The sequence below is a fragment of the Nocardioides sp. DN36 genome (assembly GCF_055380375.1).
Genome location: NZ_AP043823.1, coordinates 4090819 through 4106353, shown reverse-complemented (window position 1 = coordinate 4106353; position 15535 = coordinate 4090819). Strand labels below are relative to the sequence as shown.

The following is a 15535-nucleotide window of genomic DNA, read 5'->3' as shown; positions in this document are numbered from 1 at the left end:
GTCGGCGCAAACGCAGCTCGGGATCCCGTCGAGTCGGCGCATGCTCGGCGAGCTTGCGCCGACTCGACCTGTTTTCAAGACGAGCTTGCGCCGACTCGACCTGTCTTCAAGACGAGCTTGCGCCGACTCGACCCATTTTCGCGACGAGCTTGCGCCGACTCGACCTCAGGAGATGGTGGTGAGCAGCTGGGTCGCTCGGGTCAGGACGACGTACAGGGTGGCCCGGCCGGTGGCCGACTCGTCCTCGATCTCCTGGGGCCGCACGACCACGATGCCGTCGAACTCCAGGCCCTTGGTGTCGAGGCCGGTGAGCACGACGATCCGGTCGTCGCCGGACGGCGTGACCGAGGAGTCGACCGCGGCGCGGGCGCCGGCGGCGTCGTCGGCGAACTCCGGCCAGGACGCCAGCCAGGCGTTGACCTCCGAGCGGCGGGCCACCGGCACGACGATCCCGACCGTGCCGCCCACCTGGCCGGCGATCTCCGCGACCGCCTGCCGGGTCGTCCCCTCGAGGTCGGGGACCCCGGTGAGCACGACCGGCTCCACGCCGGTGGAGCGGACCGCGGTCGGGAGGTCGGCGCCCAGGCCGACCCGCTCGGCGTACGCCGCGGCGTGGGCGTAGATCTCCGAGGAGTTGCGGTAGTTCGTGGACAGGTGGAACTCGTGGACGTCCTTGCCCTCGAGCGCGGCGGCCCGGGCGGCCGCGGACTCCGCGGGTACCGGCCACGACGACTGGGCGGGGTCGCCCACGATCGTCCAGGAGGCGGTGCGACCGCGCCGACCGACCATCCGCCACTGCATCGGGGTGAGGTCCTGCGCCTCGTCGACGAGCACGTGGGCGAACCCGTCGTCCTCGATCCGGTGGGTGGGCGGCGCCCAGGCCCGTCCGGTGGGGGCGTACTCGCGGTCCGCGGCCGTGAACAGCTCCTGCATGTCCACCCCGCCCTCGAGCAGCGAGGTGTCGTCGAGGTCGCGCTCGTCATCGGTGCGGGCCGGGACGTCGCCCAGCGCGTAGCGCAGCTCGTCGAGCAGCGGCACGTCCTCGACCGAGAGCGAGCCGTCGCCGCTCCACGACTTGGTCAGCAGCCGCTGCTCCTCCGGGCCGAGCACGCCCTCGGCGACCCGGGAGAGGAACTCGGGCTCGCGCAGCCAGGCCAGCACCTGTGGGGCGTCCAGCGGCGGCCACCAGGCCACCGCGAAGTCCACGAACGCCTGGTGGGACAGCATCTCGTCGTTGAACGCCTCGCGGCCCCGCTCGCGACCCCGCTCTCCACGCACCTGGCGCCACATGGCGTCGAGCAGCGTGTGGGCGACGCGCGGGAGCTGCCGGTTGCGTCGGCCCTGCGACATCAGCTGGCGACGGAGCCGGCCGAGCAGCCCCCGGTCGAGCACGATCGTGTCGTCACGCCAGAACACCCGGAACTCCTGCGGGCTCCCCGGCGCCTGCTGCCGGGCGGTGCGCCGCAGCAGCTCGGCCATCCGCTCCGAGCCCTTCACGTCGGCGACGGCCGGCTCGTCGTGGCGGGTGGCGCGGACGCCGTCGACGACCTCGCCGAGGCTGCGCAGCGCGACCGCCGTCTCGCCCAGCGACGGGAGGACACGCTCGATGTAGCGCATGAACACGCCGCTCGGTCCGACGATCAGCACGCCGCCGCCCTCGTAGCGCCGGCGGTCGGTGTAGAGGAGGTACGCCGCGCGGTGCAGCGCGACGACGGTCTTGCCGGTGCCTGGGCCACCGGAGATCGCGACGACGCCCTTGCCCGGCGCCCGGATGGCCTTGTCCTGCTCGGCCTGGATGGTCGCGACGATCGAGTGCATGGACCGGTCGCGGGCGCGGGACAGCTGCGCCATCAGCGCACCCTCGCCGACGATCGGCAGCTCGACGCCGGAGCGCTCGAGCTCCTCGGCGTCGAGCAGCTCGTCCTCGACCCCGACGACCTTCGGGCCGGTGCAGCGCAGCACCCGGCGGCGTACGACGCCGTGGGGCTCGGCCGCGGTGGCCTGGTAGAAGACCGCGGCCGCGGGCGCCCGCCAGTCGATCAGCAGCGAGTCGCGGTTCTCGTCGCGCAGGCCGATCCGGCCGATGTAGCGCGGCTCGGGGTCGAGGTCCTGCGACAGGTCGAGCCGCCCGAACACCAGGCCCTCGTGGGCGGCGTCGAGCTGCGCGATCCGCTTCGCGGCCTGGAACACCATGGCGTCGCGTTCCACCAGGCCACCCTCGTGGCCCAGCCGGCCGCGGCCGTGACCTTCGCGGGCAAGCTCCTGTGCAGCCTTCGCCGACGTGGCGAGCTGGACGTAGACCTTGTCGACGAAGGCCTGCTCGCGGGCGACCTCGTTCTCGACGAGCTCTTCAGACAACGACCGAATCCCCTCAGACCCTGACACATCCCCCGTCGCCGGTCCCGTGCGTGGACTGGCGAGTCGACAAGCCTACCTGCTGGGAGACGCCGCGGCCGCCGGACGGGCTGGTTCGGGCCCCGGGGACTCAGTCGGCCCGGACGTAGCGCGCCACGCCCAGCTCGACGTCGGGGCGGATCCCGTCGCCGGTCGCCCTCAGCCCGGCGGAGTGGTCGCCCGCGGGGATGAGCGCCTGGGTCGACCCGGCGCCACCGGCCGCGAACGTCGACTCGCCCGACGCACCGTCCTGGAGCGTGCGGATGATCCCGCTGCCGGTGCGGGCGAAGCTCATCACCACGACGGTGTCCCGGCCCCGGACCCCGGACACCTCCAGCTCCCGCGCTCCCGGGTCGTTGGACACGGTGTCCACGAGCCGCCACAGGTGCCCGTCGTACTCCACGACCTCCGTGACCGCCGTGCCCGCCAGCCGCCCGGACGTCGCCGCCGGGGCGTACGCCGCCACGCCGATGCGCAGGTCGGGGTCCTCGACGAGGGGGCCGTGCTCCCCGTCGGTCACCCACATCCGCAGGTTCACGTCCCTGGCCTCCGACGCACTCAGCGGGGTGCTGAAGCCGCCTCCGCCCGCGGGGTCGAAGAGCGGGTCGTCGCAACCGCCGCCCTGCAGGATGCCGCCACCGTTGACCGAGACGTGGATCCACGCACCCTTCGGACCCCCCGAGCACACGTAGGAGACGGGCAACTGCCCGGCGGCGAGGTCCGCCGTGAGGTCCACGTCGGCGTCGCCCGGGTCGCCGATGACGTCCGCGACCAGCCGCTTCCCGGCGACGTCGTCGCGGAACGTCACCCCCGCGTGCGTGTCCCCGGCCACCTCGGCGTCGGTGAGCTCGTACGCCGCGAGGGCGACCTCGCCGGTGCCGCTGAGCGTGACCGTGCCGCCCTGGCCCGGGCTGACGTAGGTGAAGTCGCCGAAGTCGCCGGCGTCGAGGGTCCGCGGTGCCTCTCCCTCAGTCCGCAGGGTGACCCGGTCGTCGTCGCCGGCCGTCGCCCAGCTCAGGAGCGTCGGGCCCTCGGACGGGTCAAGGTGCAGCCGCACCCTGCCGTCCCCGGTGGCGCCGGTCCGGAACGCGTAGGTGTAGCCCAGCGACGTCATCGTGGCCGGCGCCACGTGCCCGGCGAGCTCCCGGTGCGGGCTCGCCGGCTGGGGGGCGGCGTCGCGACCTCCCAGCGACACGGTGAGCGCGGTGGCCGCCACCACGACCACCGCCGCGGCGGCGCCGGCCACGCCCCGGCGGCGACGGCGTACGACGCGGATCCGCTCGCGCACCGCGACCGGGCGGACGTGGAGGGCGTGGTCGGTGAGGTCGGCGGCGTGCCGCTCGAGGGTGCCGCGCAGGTCGTCCGTCGTGTTCATCGCAGGTCCTCCCTCGGGCCGGCGACCAGCGCCGGGTCGATGCGCAGCTTGGCCAGCGCCTTGCTGGTCTGGCTCTTCACCGTGCCGACCGAGCAGCCGAGGAGCCGGGCGGTCTCGGCCTCGGTGAGGTCCTCGAAGTAGCGCAGCACCACCACGGCCCGCATCCGCCGCGGCAGCCGCTCCATCGCGGTCCACAGGTCCCGGCCGGCGTCGGCCCGGTCGGCGTCGTCGGTGCTGGCGGCGCTGGAGGGCTCGGGCAGCTCGTCGGTCGCCAGCTCGCCGTTCCAGCGGCGGCGCCACCACGAGGCGTAGGTGTTGACCAGGATCCGGCGCACGTAGGGCTCCGGGTGCCCGTCGATCCGCCCCCAGGCGAACCACGCCTTGGTCAGCGCCGTCTGGAGCAGGTCCTCGGCGAGGGCGTGGTCGTGGGTGAGGAGGTACGCCGTGCGGAGCAGGCCGCTGGACCGTGCCGCGACGAAGTCGTCGAAGTCGACGGTCGTCCCGCTCACCGGTCCCCCCGAGCTCGTCGCGGTCCCCCGCGTGCTGGCCAGTGCTGTCATGCCCGGTAGTACCGGGCAGGACTCCCGAAAGGTTGCCCGGCTTCTTCCGGGCCTGCTTGCGCCCCCTACTTCTTGCGCCCCTACTTCTTGCGCCCTACTTCTTGCGACTGAGGAACGCGGTCATCGCCTCGCGTGCCGCGTCGGAGGCGAACAGCCGGGCGCTGAGCTCGGCCATCTCGTCGCCGAGGGCGTCGATCCGGGCGATCAGGTCGCGGTTCAGGATCCGCTTGGACTCCCGCAGCCCCTGCGGCGCGCCGGTCGCCAGCGACGCGCAGACCCGCTCGACCTCGGCGTCGAGGTCGGCGGCGGGGACGGCGCTGGTCACCAGGCCGTACGCCGCCGCGTCCCGCCCGGTGAACACCTCGCCGCCCAGCGTGGTCAGGGCGGAGGCGCGCGGGTTCATCCGGTGGTGGACGGTCAGCGAGATGATCGCGGCGGCCAGGCCGAGCTTGACCTCGGTGAGCGCGAAGGTCGCGTCCTCGGCCGCGATCGCGATGTCGGAGGCGGCCACGATCCCGATCCCGCCGGCCCGCACCGCGCCGTGCAGCCGGGTGACGACCGGCTTGTCCATCGACGCGATCAGCCGCTGCAGCTCGACGATCCGCCGGGCACCCTCCTCCATGCCGCCGGCGCTGGCCTCGGCCAGGTCGGCGCCGGAGCAGAACACGCGGCCCTCCGCGCGGACGAGCACGACGCGGACGTCGTCGTCGGCCTCGGCCCGCCGGAGGCCGGCGAACAGCTCGGTGACCAGCTGGCGCGAGAGCGCGTTGCGGTTGTGCTGCGAGTCCAGGGTCAGGGTGGCCACCGCGCCGGCGACGCCGTAGTGGACCAGCTCGGCCGGGGGCTCCTGCGATGCGTCGGACATGGCGCACATCCTGCCGCACGACCATCCGCGCAGCCCGCCGCTCCGAACACCCACCATGACGAGACGACTCCTCCATGCCTGGTTCGGCGTGCTCGCGACGATCGTCGGCGTGGCGGCCGGACACCTGGTCGCGGCCCTGACCGAGCCGGCCGCGTCCCCCGTGCTGGCGGTCGGATCCACCGTCATCGACCTGACCCCGACACCCCTCAAGGAGTGGGCGATCGCCCACTTCGGCACCCACGACAAGACCGTCCTGGTCGGCTCGGTGCTGGTGGGCGTGCTGCTGCTGGCCGCGGTGGCGGGGCTGCTGACGCTGCGGCGCTTCGTCTATGGCGCGGCACTGCTCGTGGTCCTGGTGGCGGTCGCCGCCGGGGCCGCCCTGACCCGCCCCACGGCCGGGCTCGCCGACCTGGTCCCCAGCATCGCGGCCGCCGTCGCCGGTGTCGCGTCGCTGGCCTGGCTGGTGCGCGCCGCACCCGACCGCCCGACGGTCGACGGCTCCACCGGTCGCGGCACCAGCCGCCGCGGCCTGCTGGTCGCCGGTGGGGTCCTCGCCGCCGCGGCCGCGGTGATGGGCGGTGCGGGTCGCTGGATCACCTCCTACCGCACCCGCCCGGAGAACATCGACCTCCCCGCTGCCAGCGACCCGGCGCCGGCGTTCCCCGCAGGCCTGGACGAGAAGGTCCCCGGCATCACGCCGTTCCGGACGCCGGCAGGCGACTTCTACCGGGTCGACACCCGGCTCACCCTGCCCGTCGTGAGCGTCGACGACTGGTCGCTGACCATCGACGGCGACGTCGACCGGGAGGTCACCTTCTCCTTCGACGACCTCGCCTCGATGCGGCTCGTCGAGCGGGACATCACGCTCACCTGCGTCTCCAACGACGTGGGCGGCAAGTACGTCGGCTCGGCCCGGTGGCTCGGCGTACCCCTGAAGGACCTGCTCGACCGGGCCGGCATCGACGGCACCGGGGCCGACCAGATCCTCAGCACCGACGTCGACGGGATGACCATCAGCACCCCCCTCGACCTCGCCACCGACGGCCGCGACGCGATGATCGCGATCGGCATGAACGGCGCCGCTCTGCCGCGCGAGCACGGCTTCCCGGCGCGGATGGTGGTTCCCGGGCTCTACGGCTTCGTCAGCGCCTGCAAGTGGATCACCCGGATGACGCTGACCACCTATGCCGAGCAGGACGCCTACTGGACCCAGCGGGACTGGGCCACCGACGCCCCCATCAAGATCGCGAGCCGGATCGACACCCCCAAGCCGCTGTCCTCCATCGACGCCGGCCGCACCGTCATCGGCGGGGTGGCCTGGGCCCAGCACCAGGGCGGCATCGACAAGGTCGAGGTCCGCATCGACGGCGGCGGCTGGCAGGAGGCGCGCCTGGGTCCCTCGGCCGGCGCCGACTACTGGCGCCAGTGGTACCTGCCCTGGACCGCGGAGAAGGGCCAGCACACGCTCGCGGTCCGCGCCGTCAGCGGCGAGGACGAGGAGCAGACGGCCGTGCGCGCCACCCCGTTCCCGGACGGCTCGAGCGGCATCCAGCAGATCGTCGTCACGGTCGCCTGATCCCCTCGGCGACCGCGACGGCAGGCCTGACGCGCGGCCTAGGCCTGGTGTGTCGCAGGCGTGTCGATCGGGGGCCGGTAGAGCTTGGCGGACTCGTTCGCGCGGGCCATCGCCGTGAGGCCCTGGTCGATCGTCAGGAGGGGCGTCGTCCGGAACGACTTCACGGCGCCGCCCGCGGTCGCAGCCAGCGAGAACGCTGCTGCCCCCTCGGGGGTCGAGAAGTCCGCGATGCCGACGAGGTCGTAGTCCCCGAACGCGTAGAAGAGGCTGTCGATGCGTCCGCCGCACGACTCGACCAGGGGCTCGATCCGGTCGAGCACGTTGCCCTGGTCGCGGACCTGCTTGGCCCAGGAATCTGCGGTGTAGGCGACTTCCAGAAGGTACTGCGCCATCTCGGCCTCCTCGATGTTGGTCATGGCGGTGTTGGTCATGGCTGCGTTGGTCATGGCTGCGGAGCCGGGTCGTCGGTGAGCTCCGCCCCTGCGACGCTTCGCCGATCCGTCGCGCCGGGCCAGAGGCGAAGTGCCGCCGCCTCCCGGGACCTCTGGGCGAACCGCGCACGGGTGGACCACGGACCGGACGAGACCACGAAATTTCTTCGATCCGGGGCAATCCGCCCGACCCCCGGCCCCGAACACCGGGTGTAAGTCACCACTACGGAAGGTCTTCCTCATGAAGCGCACCACCATCCACCGGGCAAGCGGCATCGCAGCAGTGGCGCTCACCATGTCGTTCGGCCTCGCCGCATGCGGCAGCGACGACTCCAGCGAGGCCGCCTCGGACACCAAGAGCTCGTCGACCCCGTCCCAGGCCGAGTCCTCCGACAGCGGTGCCATGGACGCCGGCGCCCAGACCTTCGGCCCCGGCTGCGCGGCCATCCCGACCTCGGGTGACGGCTCCTTCGACGGCATGGCCACCGAGCCGGTCGCCACCGCCGCCAGCGCCAACCCGCTGCTCAAGACGCTGGTCACCGCGGTCGGCAAGGCCGGCCTGGTCGACACGCTGAACTCGGCCGACGCGCTGACCGTGTTCGCCCCGACCGACGACGCCTTCGCCAAGATCCCCGCCAAGGACCTCAACGCGGTGCTCGCGGACAAGGCGACGCTGACCAAGGTCCTCACCCACCACGTGCTCGCCGGCCAGATGGCCCCCGACGCGATCGTGGGCAAGCAGGACACCCTCGCCAAGGACACCGTCACGGTCGAGGGCGACGAGAACGGCATGACGGTCGACGGCGCCAAGGTGCTCTGCGGCAACATCCCGACCGCGAACGCCACGGTCTACGTCATCGACTCCGTGCTGATGCCCTCCTGAGTCGTTCACCTTTCAGGTAGATAGGCAAGGATCACCCTGTGGACCAGATCCGGCCCGTGAGCCCCGGCGCCCCCTCTCCGGAGGGGGCCCCGGGGGTTCCCGAGCTCGGGGAGCTGCTCAGGCTCTCCAGCCGCGGGGACCAGGGCGCCTTCGCAGCGTTGTACGACGCCACCTCCCGCCGTGCCTTCGGGCTCGCGCTGCGCGTGGTGCGGGACCCGGCCCAGGCCGAGGAGGTGACCCAGGAGGCCTACCTCGAGGTCTGGCGGACCGCCACCCGGTTCGACCCGGCCCGGGGCAGCGCGCTGGCCTGGCTGCTCACGATCGTCCACCGCAAGGCGGTCGACCGGGTGCGCTCGGCCGAGGCCTCCACGCGCCGGGACACGGCGTACCACCAGCAGAACCAGCCGGTCGCGCACGACGCGACCGCCGAGGCCGCCGAGGCCTCGCTCGAGGCCCGTCGGGTCCGGGGCGCACTGGACCACCTCACCGAGGTGCAGCGCGAGGCCCTGGAGCTGGCGTACTTCGGGGGATACACACACACGGAGGTGGCGACCATGCTGGACCTTCCGGTCGGCACCGCCAAGACCCGGATCCGGGACGGACTGATCAGACTTCGAGACGCGATGGGAGTAGGGCGATGACCAGCGACATCCACGCACTGTCGGGCGCCTACGCCGTCGACGCCCTCGACGACATCGAGCGCGCGCAGTTCGAGCGCCACCTCGCCGAGTGCAGCGAGTGCCGGGCCGAGGTCGACAGCCTCCGCGAGGCCGCCGCACTGCTCCCGGAGACCGCCGCCGCCGAGCCCCCGACCGCCCTGCGCGACCGGCTCCTCGCCGAGGTCGCCACCGTCCGCCCGCTCCCCCCGTTGACGCCCGCCGCACCGACGCGCACCGGTGGCCGACGTCGCTGGCTCGCCCCGCTGGCCGCCGCGGCCGCCGTCGTGGTCACCCTCGGTGCCGGCGGCGTGGTCTGGCACCCGTGGACCGACGAGACGAGCCAGCGCCAGCCGAGCGCCATCGAGCGTGTCCTGGACGCGCCCGACGCCGAGCGGGTCACCCAGCACCTCGGCGACGACGTTCAGGCCACCCTCGTACGCTCCGTCTCGAGGAACCAGGCCGTCCTGCTCACCGAGAACATGCCGGCTCCCCCGGACGGGAAGGTCTACGAGATGTGGCTGCAGGACCCCGACAAGGGGATGGTCCCGGCCGGGCTGATGCCCGACGGCGCCACCACCGTCCTCCTCTCCGGTGACGCCGCGGACGCGGTGGGCGCGGGGATCACCGTGGAGCCCGCCGGCGGGTCGCACGTGCCGACCACCGACCCCGTCCTGCTGTTCGAGTTCGAGAACGCCTGATGCGGACCGCTCCTCCCCGCCGGGTCGCCGTCATCGGGTCCGGGGTCGCCGGGCTGACCGCTGCCCACGTGGCGACCCGCGCCGGCGCCCACGTCACCCTCTACGAGGCCGACGACCGGCTCGGCGGGCACGCCGACACCCACCTGGTCGACGACCCCCGCGGGGCGCTGGCCATCGACACCGGCTTCATCGTGCACAACGAGCGGACGTACCCGACCCTGCTGCGCCTGTTCGCCGAGCTCGGCGTGCAGACCCAGGAGTCGGAGATGTCGATGTCGATCCGCGACGACGGCACCGGCCTGGAGTGGGCCGGCGCGCTGGGCCGCAAGGGCATCTTCCCGAGCGCCGACAACCTGCGCCGGCCCGCCTACCTGCGGATGCTGACCGAGATCCCGCGCTTCCACCGGCGCGCACGCAGGCTGCTGGCCGAGAGCCGGACCGACGCCGGTGACGACACCACGCTGCGGGAGTTCCTGCGCGCGGGCGGCTTCACGGCGTACTTCGCCCGGCACTTCATGGAGCCCGTCGTGGCCGCCGTGTGGTCGTGCGACCCGGAGGTCTCGCTGGACTACCCGGCCCGCTACCTGTTCGCCTTCCTCGAGCACCACGGGATGCTGTCGGTCTACGGCTCGCCCACCTGGCGCACCGTGACCGGAGGCTCGCGGACCTACGTCGAGCGGGTCGCGGCCGGCCTGCAGGAGATCCGCACCGGCACCAAGGTCACCTCGGTCCTCGAGACCCTTACCGGCGTCGAGGTCACCGACGGCAACGGCGGCACCACGTCGTACGACGCCGTCGTGGTCGCGACCCACCCGGGCCACGCCCTGACCATGCTGGCCGAGCCGACCCCGGCCCAGGCCGAGGTGCTGGGCGCGATGCCCTACTCCCCCAACACCGCGCTGCTGCACACCGACACGTCCCTGCTGCCCACGGCGCGCAACGCCTGGGCGTCGTGGAACTTCCTGCGCCCCGCGACGGCGGCCGAGGGCGTCACGGTGACCTACGACCTGACCCGGCTGCAGCGGCTCGACACCGACACCCACTACCTGGTCACGCTCGGCGGCGAGCACCTCGTCGACCCGGCCACCGTGATCCACCGGATGGAGTACGAGCACCCGCTCTACAACCCCACCTCCGTCGCCGCCCAGCGGCGGCTCCCCGGGATCGGCACCGACCGGCTCGTGTTCGCCGGCGCCTACCACGGGTGGGGGTTCCACGAGGACGGCGCGCGCTCGGGGCTCGAGGCGGCCGAGCGGCTCGGGCTGGAGTGGGGCCCTGCGCAGGTTCCCGGGGTTTCGAGGCTCGGCGCCGGGGCGCCTCGCACCTCAACCACCGACGTGGCCGGGGTCTACGCGACGACCATCCGGCACACCCGCCGCCGGCCGTTCCAGCGCACCTTCGAGCACCGCTCGCACACCTGGGTGGTCGACCTCGACGACCTGCCCGACCACGGCCGGCTGTCGTGGCTGCTGGGCCGGTTCGAGGCCCGCGACCACCTCGGCGACCCCTCGCGCACCCTCCGCGCCAACGTCGAGGCGTTCCTCGCCGACCACGGCGTCGACCTCGACGGGGGGCGGGTGCTGATGGCCGCTCACCCGCGGGCCCTGGGCCACTGCTTCAACCCGATCAGCGTGTTCTGGTGCTTCGACCGCGCCGGTGACCCCGCTGCCACCGTCGTGGAGGTCCACAACACCTACGGCGACCGGCATGCCTACCTCGTCCACCCCGACGAGCAGGGCCGGGCGACCACCGACAAGGCGATGTACGTCTCGCCCTTCCACGGCGTCGACGGGACCTACGACCTCGCGGTGCCGCTCCCCGGTGAGCGGCTGCGGGTCGCCGTCAGCCTGCGCACCGACGACGGTGCGGTCTTCAGCGCGTCCCTCGACGGGACCCGCACCCCGACCTCGAGCCGCCGCTCGGCGTGGCTCGCCGCCCCCGCGGCCCTGCGGGGCTCGTTCCTCATCCGCGCCCACGGCATCTGGCTGTGGGCCCGCCGGCTGCCGGTCAGACCACGGCCGCAGCACCACCAGGAAGGTGTCTGAACGATGACCCTCACCCCTTCCCGCCCGGCCATCGACAACTGGCCCGACCTCGGCACGATCCCGTCCGGCCCCCGCGCCGCGGTCTCGGCGCAGGTCGCGAGGAAGCTGTTCCTGGGCGCGATGCGCCGGCTCCCGGTGACCGTCGTGGTCGCGACCGGGTCGACCACCGGTGACGCCGCCGACGGCCACCTCGCGACGTACGGCAAGGGCGGGCCGGTCATGACCGTGCACCGCCCCGACGAGTTCTTCGCCCGGGTCGGCCGGCAGGGCCTGATCGGCTTCGGCGAGTCCTACCTGACCGGCGCCTGGGACGCCGAGGACCTCGCGGGGTTCCTCACCGTCCTCGCCGCCGAGATCCAGCACCTCGTGCCCGAGTCGCTGCAGCGGCTGCGTGCCGTCGTGGTCCCGCGCACCCCGCGCCGGCACCGCAACACCGAGCGCAACACCCGCGGCAACATCGCGCACCACTACGACCTGTCCAACGACCTGTTCCAGCTGTTCCTGGACCCGTCGCTGAGCTACTCATCGGCGCTGTTCGCCTCCGACGTCGCCGACCGGGGCGACCACCACGAGGCCACGGCTCCGTACGCCGCCGGCAACGACGACCTGCTCGAGGCGCAGGCCCGCAAGATCGAGCGGCTGCTCGACCGGGCCGAGGTCGGCGAGGGCACCCGGGTGCTCGAGATCGGGTCCGGGTGGGGGGAGCTGGCGATCCGCGCCGCCCGCCGCGGCGCGCGGGTCGTCACCATCACCCTCTCCACCGAGCAGAAGGCGCTCGCCGAGGAGCGGATCGCCGCCGCCGGGCTGAGCGGCCTCGTCGACGTCGAGCTGTGCGACTACCGCGCGGTCGAGGGCAGCTACGACGCCGTGCTCTCGGTGGAGATGATCGAGGCGGTCGGCCACCAGTACTGGACGACCTACTTCGAGACGATCGACCGGGTGCTCGCCCCCGGCGGCCGGGTCGCGATCCAGGCGATCACCATGCCGCACGACCGGATGCTGGCGACCCGCAACACCTACACGTGGATCAACAAGTACATCTTCCCCGGCGGCTTCCTGCCCTCGGTGGAGGTGATCGGCCAGATCACCCGCCGGCACACCACGTTGCGGATCAGTGACCGGCTCTCGATGGGCCAGCACTACGCCGAGACGCTGCGCCAGTGGGACGAGGCGTTCCTCGACGCCTCGCAGCAGGTGCTGTCGCTGGGCTTCGACGACACCTTCCTGCGGATGTGGCACTTCTACCTGGAGTACTCCCGCGCGGGCTTCGCCTCCGGCTACATCGACGTCAACCAGCTCACCTTCACCCGCCCCGGCGAGGAGACCACCCGATGACCGCGACCGACGTCTCGACCTCGTCCCGACCCACCGTCACCGACGGGGTGGCCCAGCGCCTGGCGGAGGCGCTCCGCCCGTTCGTGGGCGGTGACCTGCCGGTCCGGCTGCGCGCCTGGGACGGCTCCGAGGCCGGCCCGGCGGACGCGCCGCTGGTCGAGCTGCGGTCGGTGGACGCCGTACGCCGCCTGCTCTGGCACCCGGGCGAGCTCGGCGCCGCGCAGGCCTACGTCACCGGCGAGCTCGACGTCCCCGAGGTGGACGGCTGGGACCTCGACTCCGCGCTCACCCATGCGTTCTCGGTCGCCCGCGACCGGGGACTGAGCGGCGGACGGCCCTCCGCGGCGGCCCTCGCGCAGGCAGTGCGTGCGGCCGTCGGCATCGGTGCACTGGGTCGTCCGCCCGCTCCCCCGGCCTCGCAGGCCCGGATCCGGGGCCGGCTGCACAGCGCGCTGCGCGACCGGAGGGCGATCAGCCACCACTACGACCTCTCGAACGAGTTCTACTCGCTCATCCTCGAGGAGTCGATGGCCTACTCCTGCGGCTACCACGCCACCCCGGACGTCAGCCTCGAGGAGGCGCAGCGGGCCAAGCTGTCGCTGGTCTGCACCAAGCTGGGGCTCGAGCCGGAGATGAGGCTGCTCGACGTCGGCTGCGGCTGGGGCTCGCTCTCGCTGCACGCCGCCGAGCACTTCGGCGCCCAGGTCACCGGCGTCACCATCGCCGCGGAGCAGAAGAGGTTCATCGACGCCCGGATCAGGGAGCGCGGCCTCGAGGACCGGGTCGAGATCCGGCTCCAGGACTACCGCGAGGTGCCCGAGCGCGACCACTTCGACGCGGTCTCCTCGATCGAGATGGGCGAGCACGTCGGCGAGAAGAACTACCCGACGTACGCCGAGGTGCTGCGCCGCTCGGTCCGCCCCGGGGGCCGGGTGCTGGTCCAGCAGATGTCCCGCACCGGCCGGTGGCCCGGCGGCGGGCCGTTCATCGAGTCCTTCATCGCCCCGGACATGTACATGCGACCCGTCGGCGAGACCGTCGCCTACCTCGAGCGCGGGGGGCTCGAGGTCCGCGACGTGCACGGCCTCCGGGAGCACTACGTGCTGACCGTCGCCGGCTGGCTGGAGCAGTTCGAGGCCAACGTGGAGCGGCTGACCGAGCTCGTCGGCGAGGAGGTCGTGCGCGTGTGGCGGCTCTACCTCGTCGGCGGCGCCATGGCCTTCCGCGACGGCCGGATGGGCGTCGACCAGATCCTGATGGTGCGGCCCGGCGCTGCGCACACGCTGCCTGCGGTCCGCGGGTTCTGAGATGAGCACCGGCGCGGCGCTGGCGGTCGCCCTCCTGGCGGCGTTCGCGTGCGCGGCGCTGACGATGGCCGCAGCCGCGCTGCGGGCCCGACAGCTCGGCGTGGTGGCCGTCGTGGACGTCGCCTGGGGGCTGGGCTTCGTGCTGGTCGCCGTGGTCAGCGCCGCGGTCGCGACCGCGGCCGAAGGCGCCGACACCCGTCGCTGGCTGGTCGCCGTCCTCGTCGCCGTCTGGGGGCTGCGCCTGTCCTGGCACGTGCGCAGCCGCGCCGTCGACGCCGGGGGTCACGAGGACCCGCGCTACCAGAGCATGCTCGGCGGTCCGCTGCGCGAGGTCTGCATGGTCGCCGCCGTACGCCGCGTCTTCCTCGTCCAGGGGGTGGCGCAGTGGTTCGTCGCGCTGCCGGTGGCGGTGGGTGCAGTGCTGGCCACGCAGTGGTGGTGGGCGGCGGTCCTCGGCGTCGTCGTGTGGGCGGTCGGCCTCGCCTTCGAAGCGGTCGGCGACCGGCAGCTGAAGGACTACAAGGCCCGGCCGCGTGACCAGCGCCCGGCGGTGATGGACCAGGGGCTGTGGGCCTGGACCCGGCACCCGAACTACTTCGGCGACGCGTGCGTGTGGTGGGGCCTGTGGCTGGTCTCCGCCCTGGCCGCCGGCTGGCTCCCCGGCCTCCTGACCGTGCTCTGCCCGGTCGCGATGACCGTGTTCCTGCGCAACGTCACGGGCGCGAAGCTGCTGGAGCAGACGATGAGCCGGCGTGACGGCTGGGCGGAGTACGCCGCCCGCACTCCGATGTTCTTCCCGCGTCCACCCCGAAAGCACTGACGGCTCGTGCTTGACTCGGCGGCATGGATGCCGTCGACGCCGCATTCCGTGCTGTGCCGCGCTCCGGCTTCCTGCCGCGCGGCCTGCGCCGCCGTGCGTCGTACGACGGACCGCTGATGATCGGGCACGGCCAGACCTGCTCTCAGCCGCGCACCCTCGCGGACATGCTGCGGCTGCTCGACGTCCGGTCCCGTCAGCGGGTCCTGGACGTCGGCTCCGGCTCGGGCTGGTCGACGGCGCTGCTGGCCGAGCTGGTCGGACCGCTCGGCGAGGTCGTCGGTGTCGAGCTCGAGCCCGACCTGGTGGAGTTCGGCTCCGCCAACCTGGCCCGGATCGCCGCGCCCTGGGCGCGGATCGTGCCGGCCACCCCCGGCGTGCTCGGGGTCCCCGAGCACGCGCCGTACGACCGGATCCTGGTCTCCGCGGCGGCCGGGCACCTGCCCGGCGAGCTCGTCGACCAGCTGGCGCCCGGCGGCCGGATGGTGGTCCCCGTGGGCGGGTCGCTGGACCTGGTCACCAAGAACGCCGACGGCGAGGTCGCGGAGAGCCACCACGGCTCGTACCTGTTCGTGCCCCTGCGCTGAGTC

14 protein-coding genes are annotated in these 15535 nt (G+C 73.3%); 9 read left to right on the top strand and 5 right to left on the bottom strand.

Annotation, left to right across the window (positions count from 1 at the left end; translation table 11 throughout):
- Positions 1-165: 165 nt before the first annotated feature.
- The 4 genes from ACZ43H_RS20655 to ACZ43H_RS20640 form a co-directional block, all read right to left on the bottom strand.
- Positions 166-2358, bottom strand: a complete 2193-nt coding sequence (locus tag ACZ43H_RS20655) for a HelD family protein (protein WP_464586069.1) — start codon at positions 2356-2358, stop codon at positions 166-168.
- 127 nt (positions 2359-2485) lie between these two features.
- Positions 2486-3769 (bottom strand): hypothetical protein, encoded by a 1284-nt coding sequence (locus ACZ43H_RS20650; RefSeq protein WP_464586067.1) that lies wholly within the window; start codon positions 3767-3769, stop codon positions 2486-2488.
- Positions 3766-4278 carry a SigE family RNA polymerase sigma factor gene (locus ACZ43H_RS20645; protein ID WP_464586065.1) on the bottom strand — a complete coding sequence of 171 codons (513 nt, stop codon included), beginning with the start codon at positions 4276-4278 and terminating at the stop codon, positions 3766-3768. Before ACZ43H_RS20645 ends, ACZ43H_RS20650 begins: the two co-directional genes overlap by 4 nt.
- Before the next feature lie 145 nt (positions 4279-4423).
- Positions 4424-5194 carry an enoyl-CoA hydratase-related protein gene (locus tag ACZ43H_RS20640; RefSeq protein WP_464586063.1) on the bottom strand — a complete coding sequence of 257 codons (771 nt, stop codon included), beginning with the start codon at positions 5192-5194 and terminating at the stop codon, positions 4424-4426.
- A 55-nt stretch (positions 5195-5249) separates the two neighbouring features.
- Here ACZ43H_RS20640 and ACZ43H_RS20635 point away from each other — a divergent pair, with 55 nt between their 5' ends.
- Entirely contained in the window at positions 5250-6770 is a 1521-nt protein-coding gene (locus ACZ43H_RS20635) for a molybdopterin-dependent oxidoreductase (RefSeq protein WP_464586061.1), read from the top strand.
- A 38-nt stretch (positions 6771-6808) separates the two neighbouring features.
- Here the strand turns inward: ACZ43H_RS20635 and ACZ43H_RS20630 are convergent, their stop codons facing one another.
- On the bottom strand, positions 6809-7216 hold the full coding sequence (locus ACZ43H_RS20630; protein ID WP_464586059.1) for a GYD domain-containing protein: 408 nt from the start codon (positions 7214-7216) through the stop codon (positions 6809-6811).
- 226 nt (positions 7217-7442) lie between these two features.
- Here ACZ43H_RS20630 and ACZ43H_RS20625 point away from each other — a divergent pair, with 226 nt between their 5' ends.
- Genes ACZ43H_RS20625 through ACZ43H_RS20590 form a run of 8 tightly spaced genes read left to right on the top strand, consistent with a single transcriptional unit; the run spans position 7443 to position 15532 of the window.
- Positions 7443-8084 (top strand): fasciclin domain-containing protein, encoded by a 642-nt coding sequence (locus ACZ43H_RS20625; protein ID WP_464586057.1) that lies wholly within the window; start codon positions 7443-7445, stop codon positions 8082-8084.
- 38 nt (positions 8085-8122) lie between these two features.
- Complete coding sequence (gene sigK / locus ACZ43H_RS20620; RefSeq protein WP_464586055.1) at positions 8123-8725, top strand: ECF RNA polymerase sigma factor SigK; 603 nt, start codon at positions 8123-8125, stop codon at positions 8723-8725.
- Entirely contained in the window at positions 8722-9441 is a 720-nt protein-coding gene (locus tag ACZ43H_RS20615; protein ID WP_464586053.1) for an anti-sigma factor, read from the top strand. Before sigK ends, ACZ43H_RS20615 begins: the two co-directional genes overlap by 4 nt.
- Positions 9441-11486, top strand: a complete 2046-nt coding sequence (locus ACZ43H_RS20610; RefSeq protein ID WP_464586052.1) for a DUF1365 family protein — start codon at positions 9441-9443, stop codon at positions 11484-11486. The genes ACZ43H_RS20615 and ACZ43H_RS20610 overlap by 1 nt, the downstream gene beginning before the upstream one ends.
- Before the next feature lie 3 nt (positions 11487-11489).
- The gene (locus tag ACZ43H_RS20605; protein WP_464586050.1) at positions 11490-12821 is read left to right on the top strand and encodes a class I SAM-dependent methyltransferase; all 1332 of its coding nucleotides are present in this window, start codon (positions 11490-11492) and stop codon (positions 12819-12821) included.
- The gene (locus ACZ43H_RS20600) at positions 12818-14128 is read left to right on the top strand and encodes a class I SAM-dependent methyltransferase (RefSeq protein ID WP_464586048.1); all 1311 of its coding nucleotides are present in this window, start codon (positions 12818-12820) and stop codon (positions 14126-14128) included. Before ACZ43H_RS20605 ends, ACZ43H_RS20600 begins: the two co-directional genes overlap by 4 nt.
- Position 14129: 1 nt before the next feature.
- A complete protein-coding gene (locus ACZ43H_RS20595) occupies positions 14130-14948 on the top strand; it encodes a DUF1295 domain-containing protein (protein WP_464586047.1) in 819 nt (272 codons plus the stop codon).
- A 23-nt stretch (positions 14949-14971) separates the two neighbouring features.
- A complete protein-coding gene (locus ACZ43H_RS20590) occupies positions 14972-15532 on the top strand; it encodes a protein-L-isoaspartate O-methyltransferase family protein (RefSeq protein WP_464586045.1) in 561 nt (186 codons plus the stop codon).
- Positions 15533-15535 lie beyond the last annotated feature (3 nt).

Bases quoted from the DNA above. Each gene is read 5' to 3' on its own strand.
- ACZ43H_RS20650 (WP_464586067.1), bottom strand. From the start codon at position 3,769: ATGAACACGACGGACGACCTGCGCGGCACCCTCGAGCGGCACGCCGCC.
- ACZ43H_RS20640 (WP_464586063.1), bottom strand. From the start codon at position 5,194: ATGTCCGACGCATCGCAGGAGCCCCCGGCCGAGCTGGTCCACTACGGC.
- ACZ43H_RS20635 (WP_464586061.1), top strand. From the start codon at position 5,250: ATGACGAGACGACTCCTCCATGCCTGGTTCGGCGTGCTCGCGACGATC.
- ACZ43H_RS20630 (WP_464586059.1), bottom strand. From the start codon at position 7,216: ATGACCAACGCAGCCATGACCAACACCGCCATGACCAACATCGAGGAG.
- ACZ43H_RS20625 (WP_464586057.1), top strand. From the start codon at position 7,443: ATGAAGCGCACCACCATCCACCGGGCAAGCGGCATCGCAGCAGTGGCG.
- ACZ43H_RS20615 (WP_464586053.1), top strand. From the start codon at position 8,722: ATGACCAGCGACATCCACGCACTGTCGGGCGCCTACGCCGTCGACGCC.
- ACZ43H_RS20610 (WP_464586052.1), top strand. From the start codon at position 9,441: ATGCGGACCGCTCCTCCCCGCCGGGTCGCCGTCATCGGGTCCGGGGTC.
- ACZ43H_RS20605 (WP_464586050.1), top strand. From the start codon at position 11,490: ATGACCCTCACCCCTTCCCGCCCGGCCATCGACAACTGGCCCGACCTC.
- ACZ43H_RS20600 (WP_464586048.1), top strand. From the start codon at position 12,818: ATGACCGCGACCGACGTCTCGACCTCGTCCCGACCCACCGTCACCGAC.
- ACZ43H_RS20595 (WP_464586047.1), top strand. From the start codon at position 14,130: ATGAGCACCGGCGCGGCGCTGGCGGTCGCCCTCCTGGCGGCGTTCGCG.
- ACZ43H_RS20590 (WP_464586045.1), top strand. From the start codon at position 14,972: ATGGATGCCGTCGACGCCGCATTCCGTGCTGTGCCGCGCTCCGGCTTC.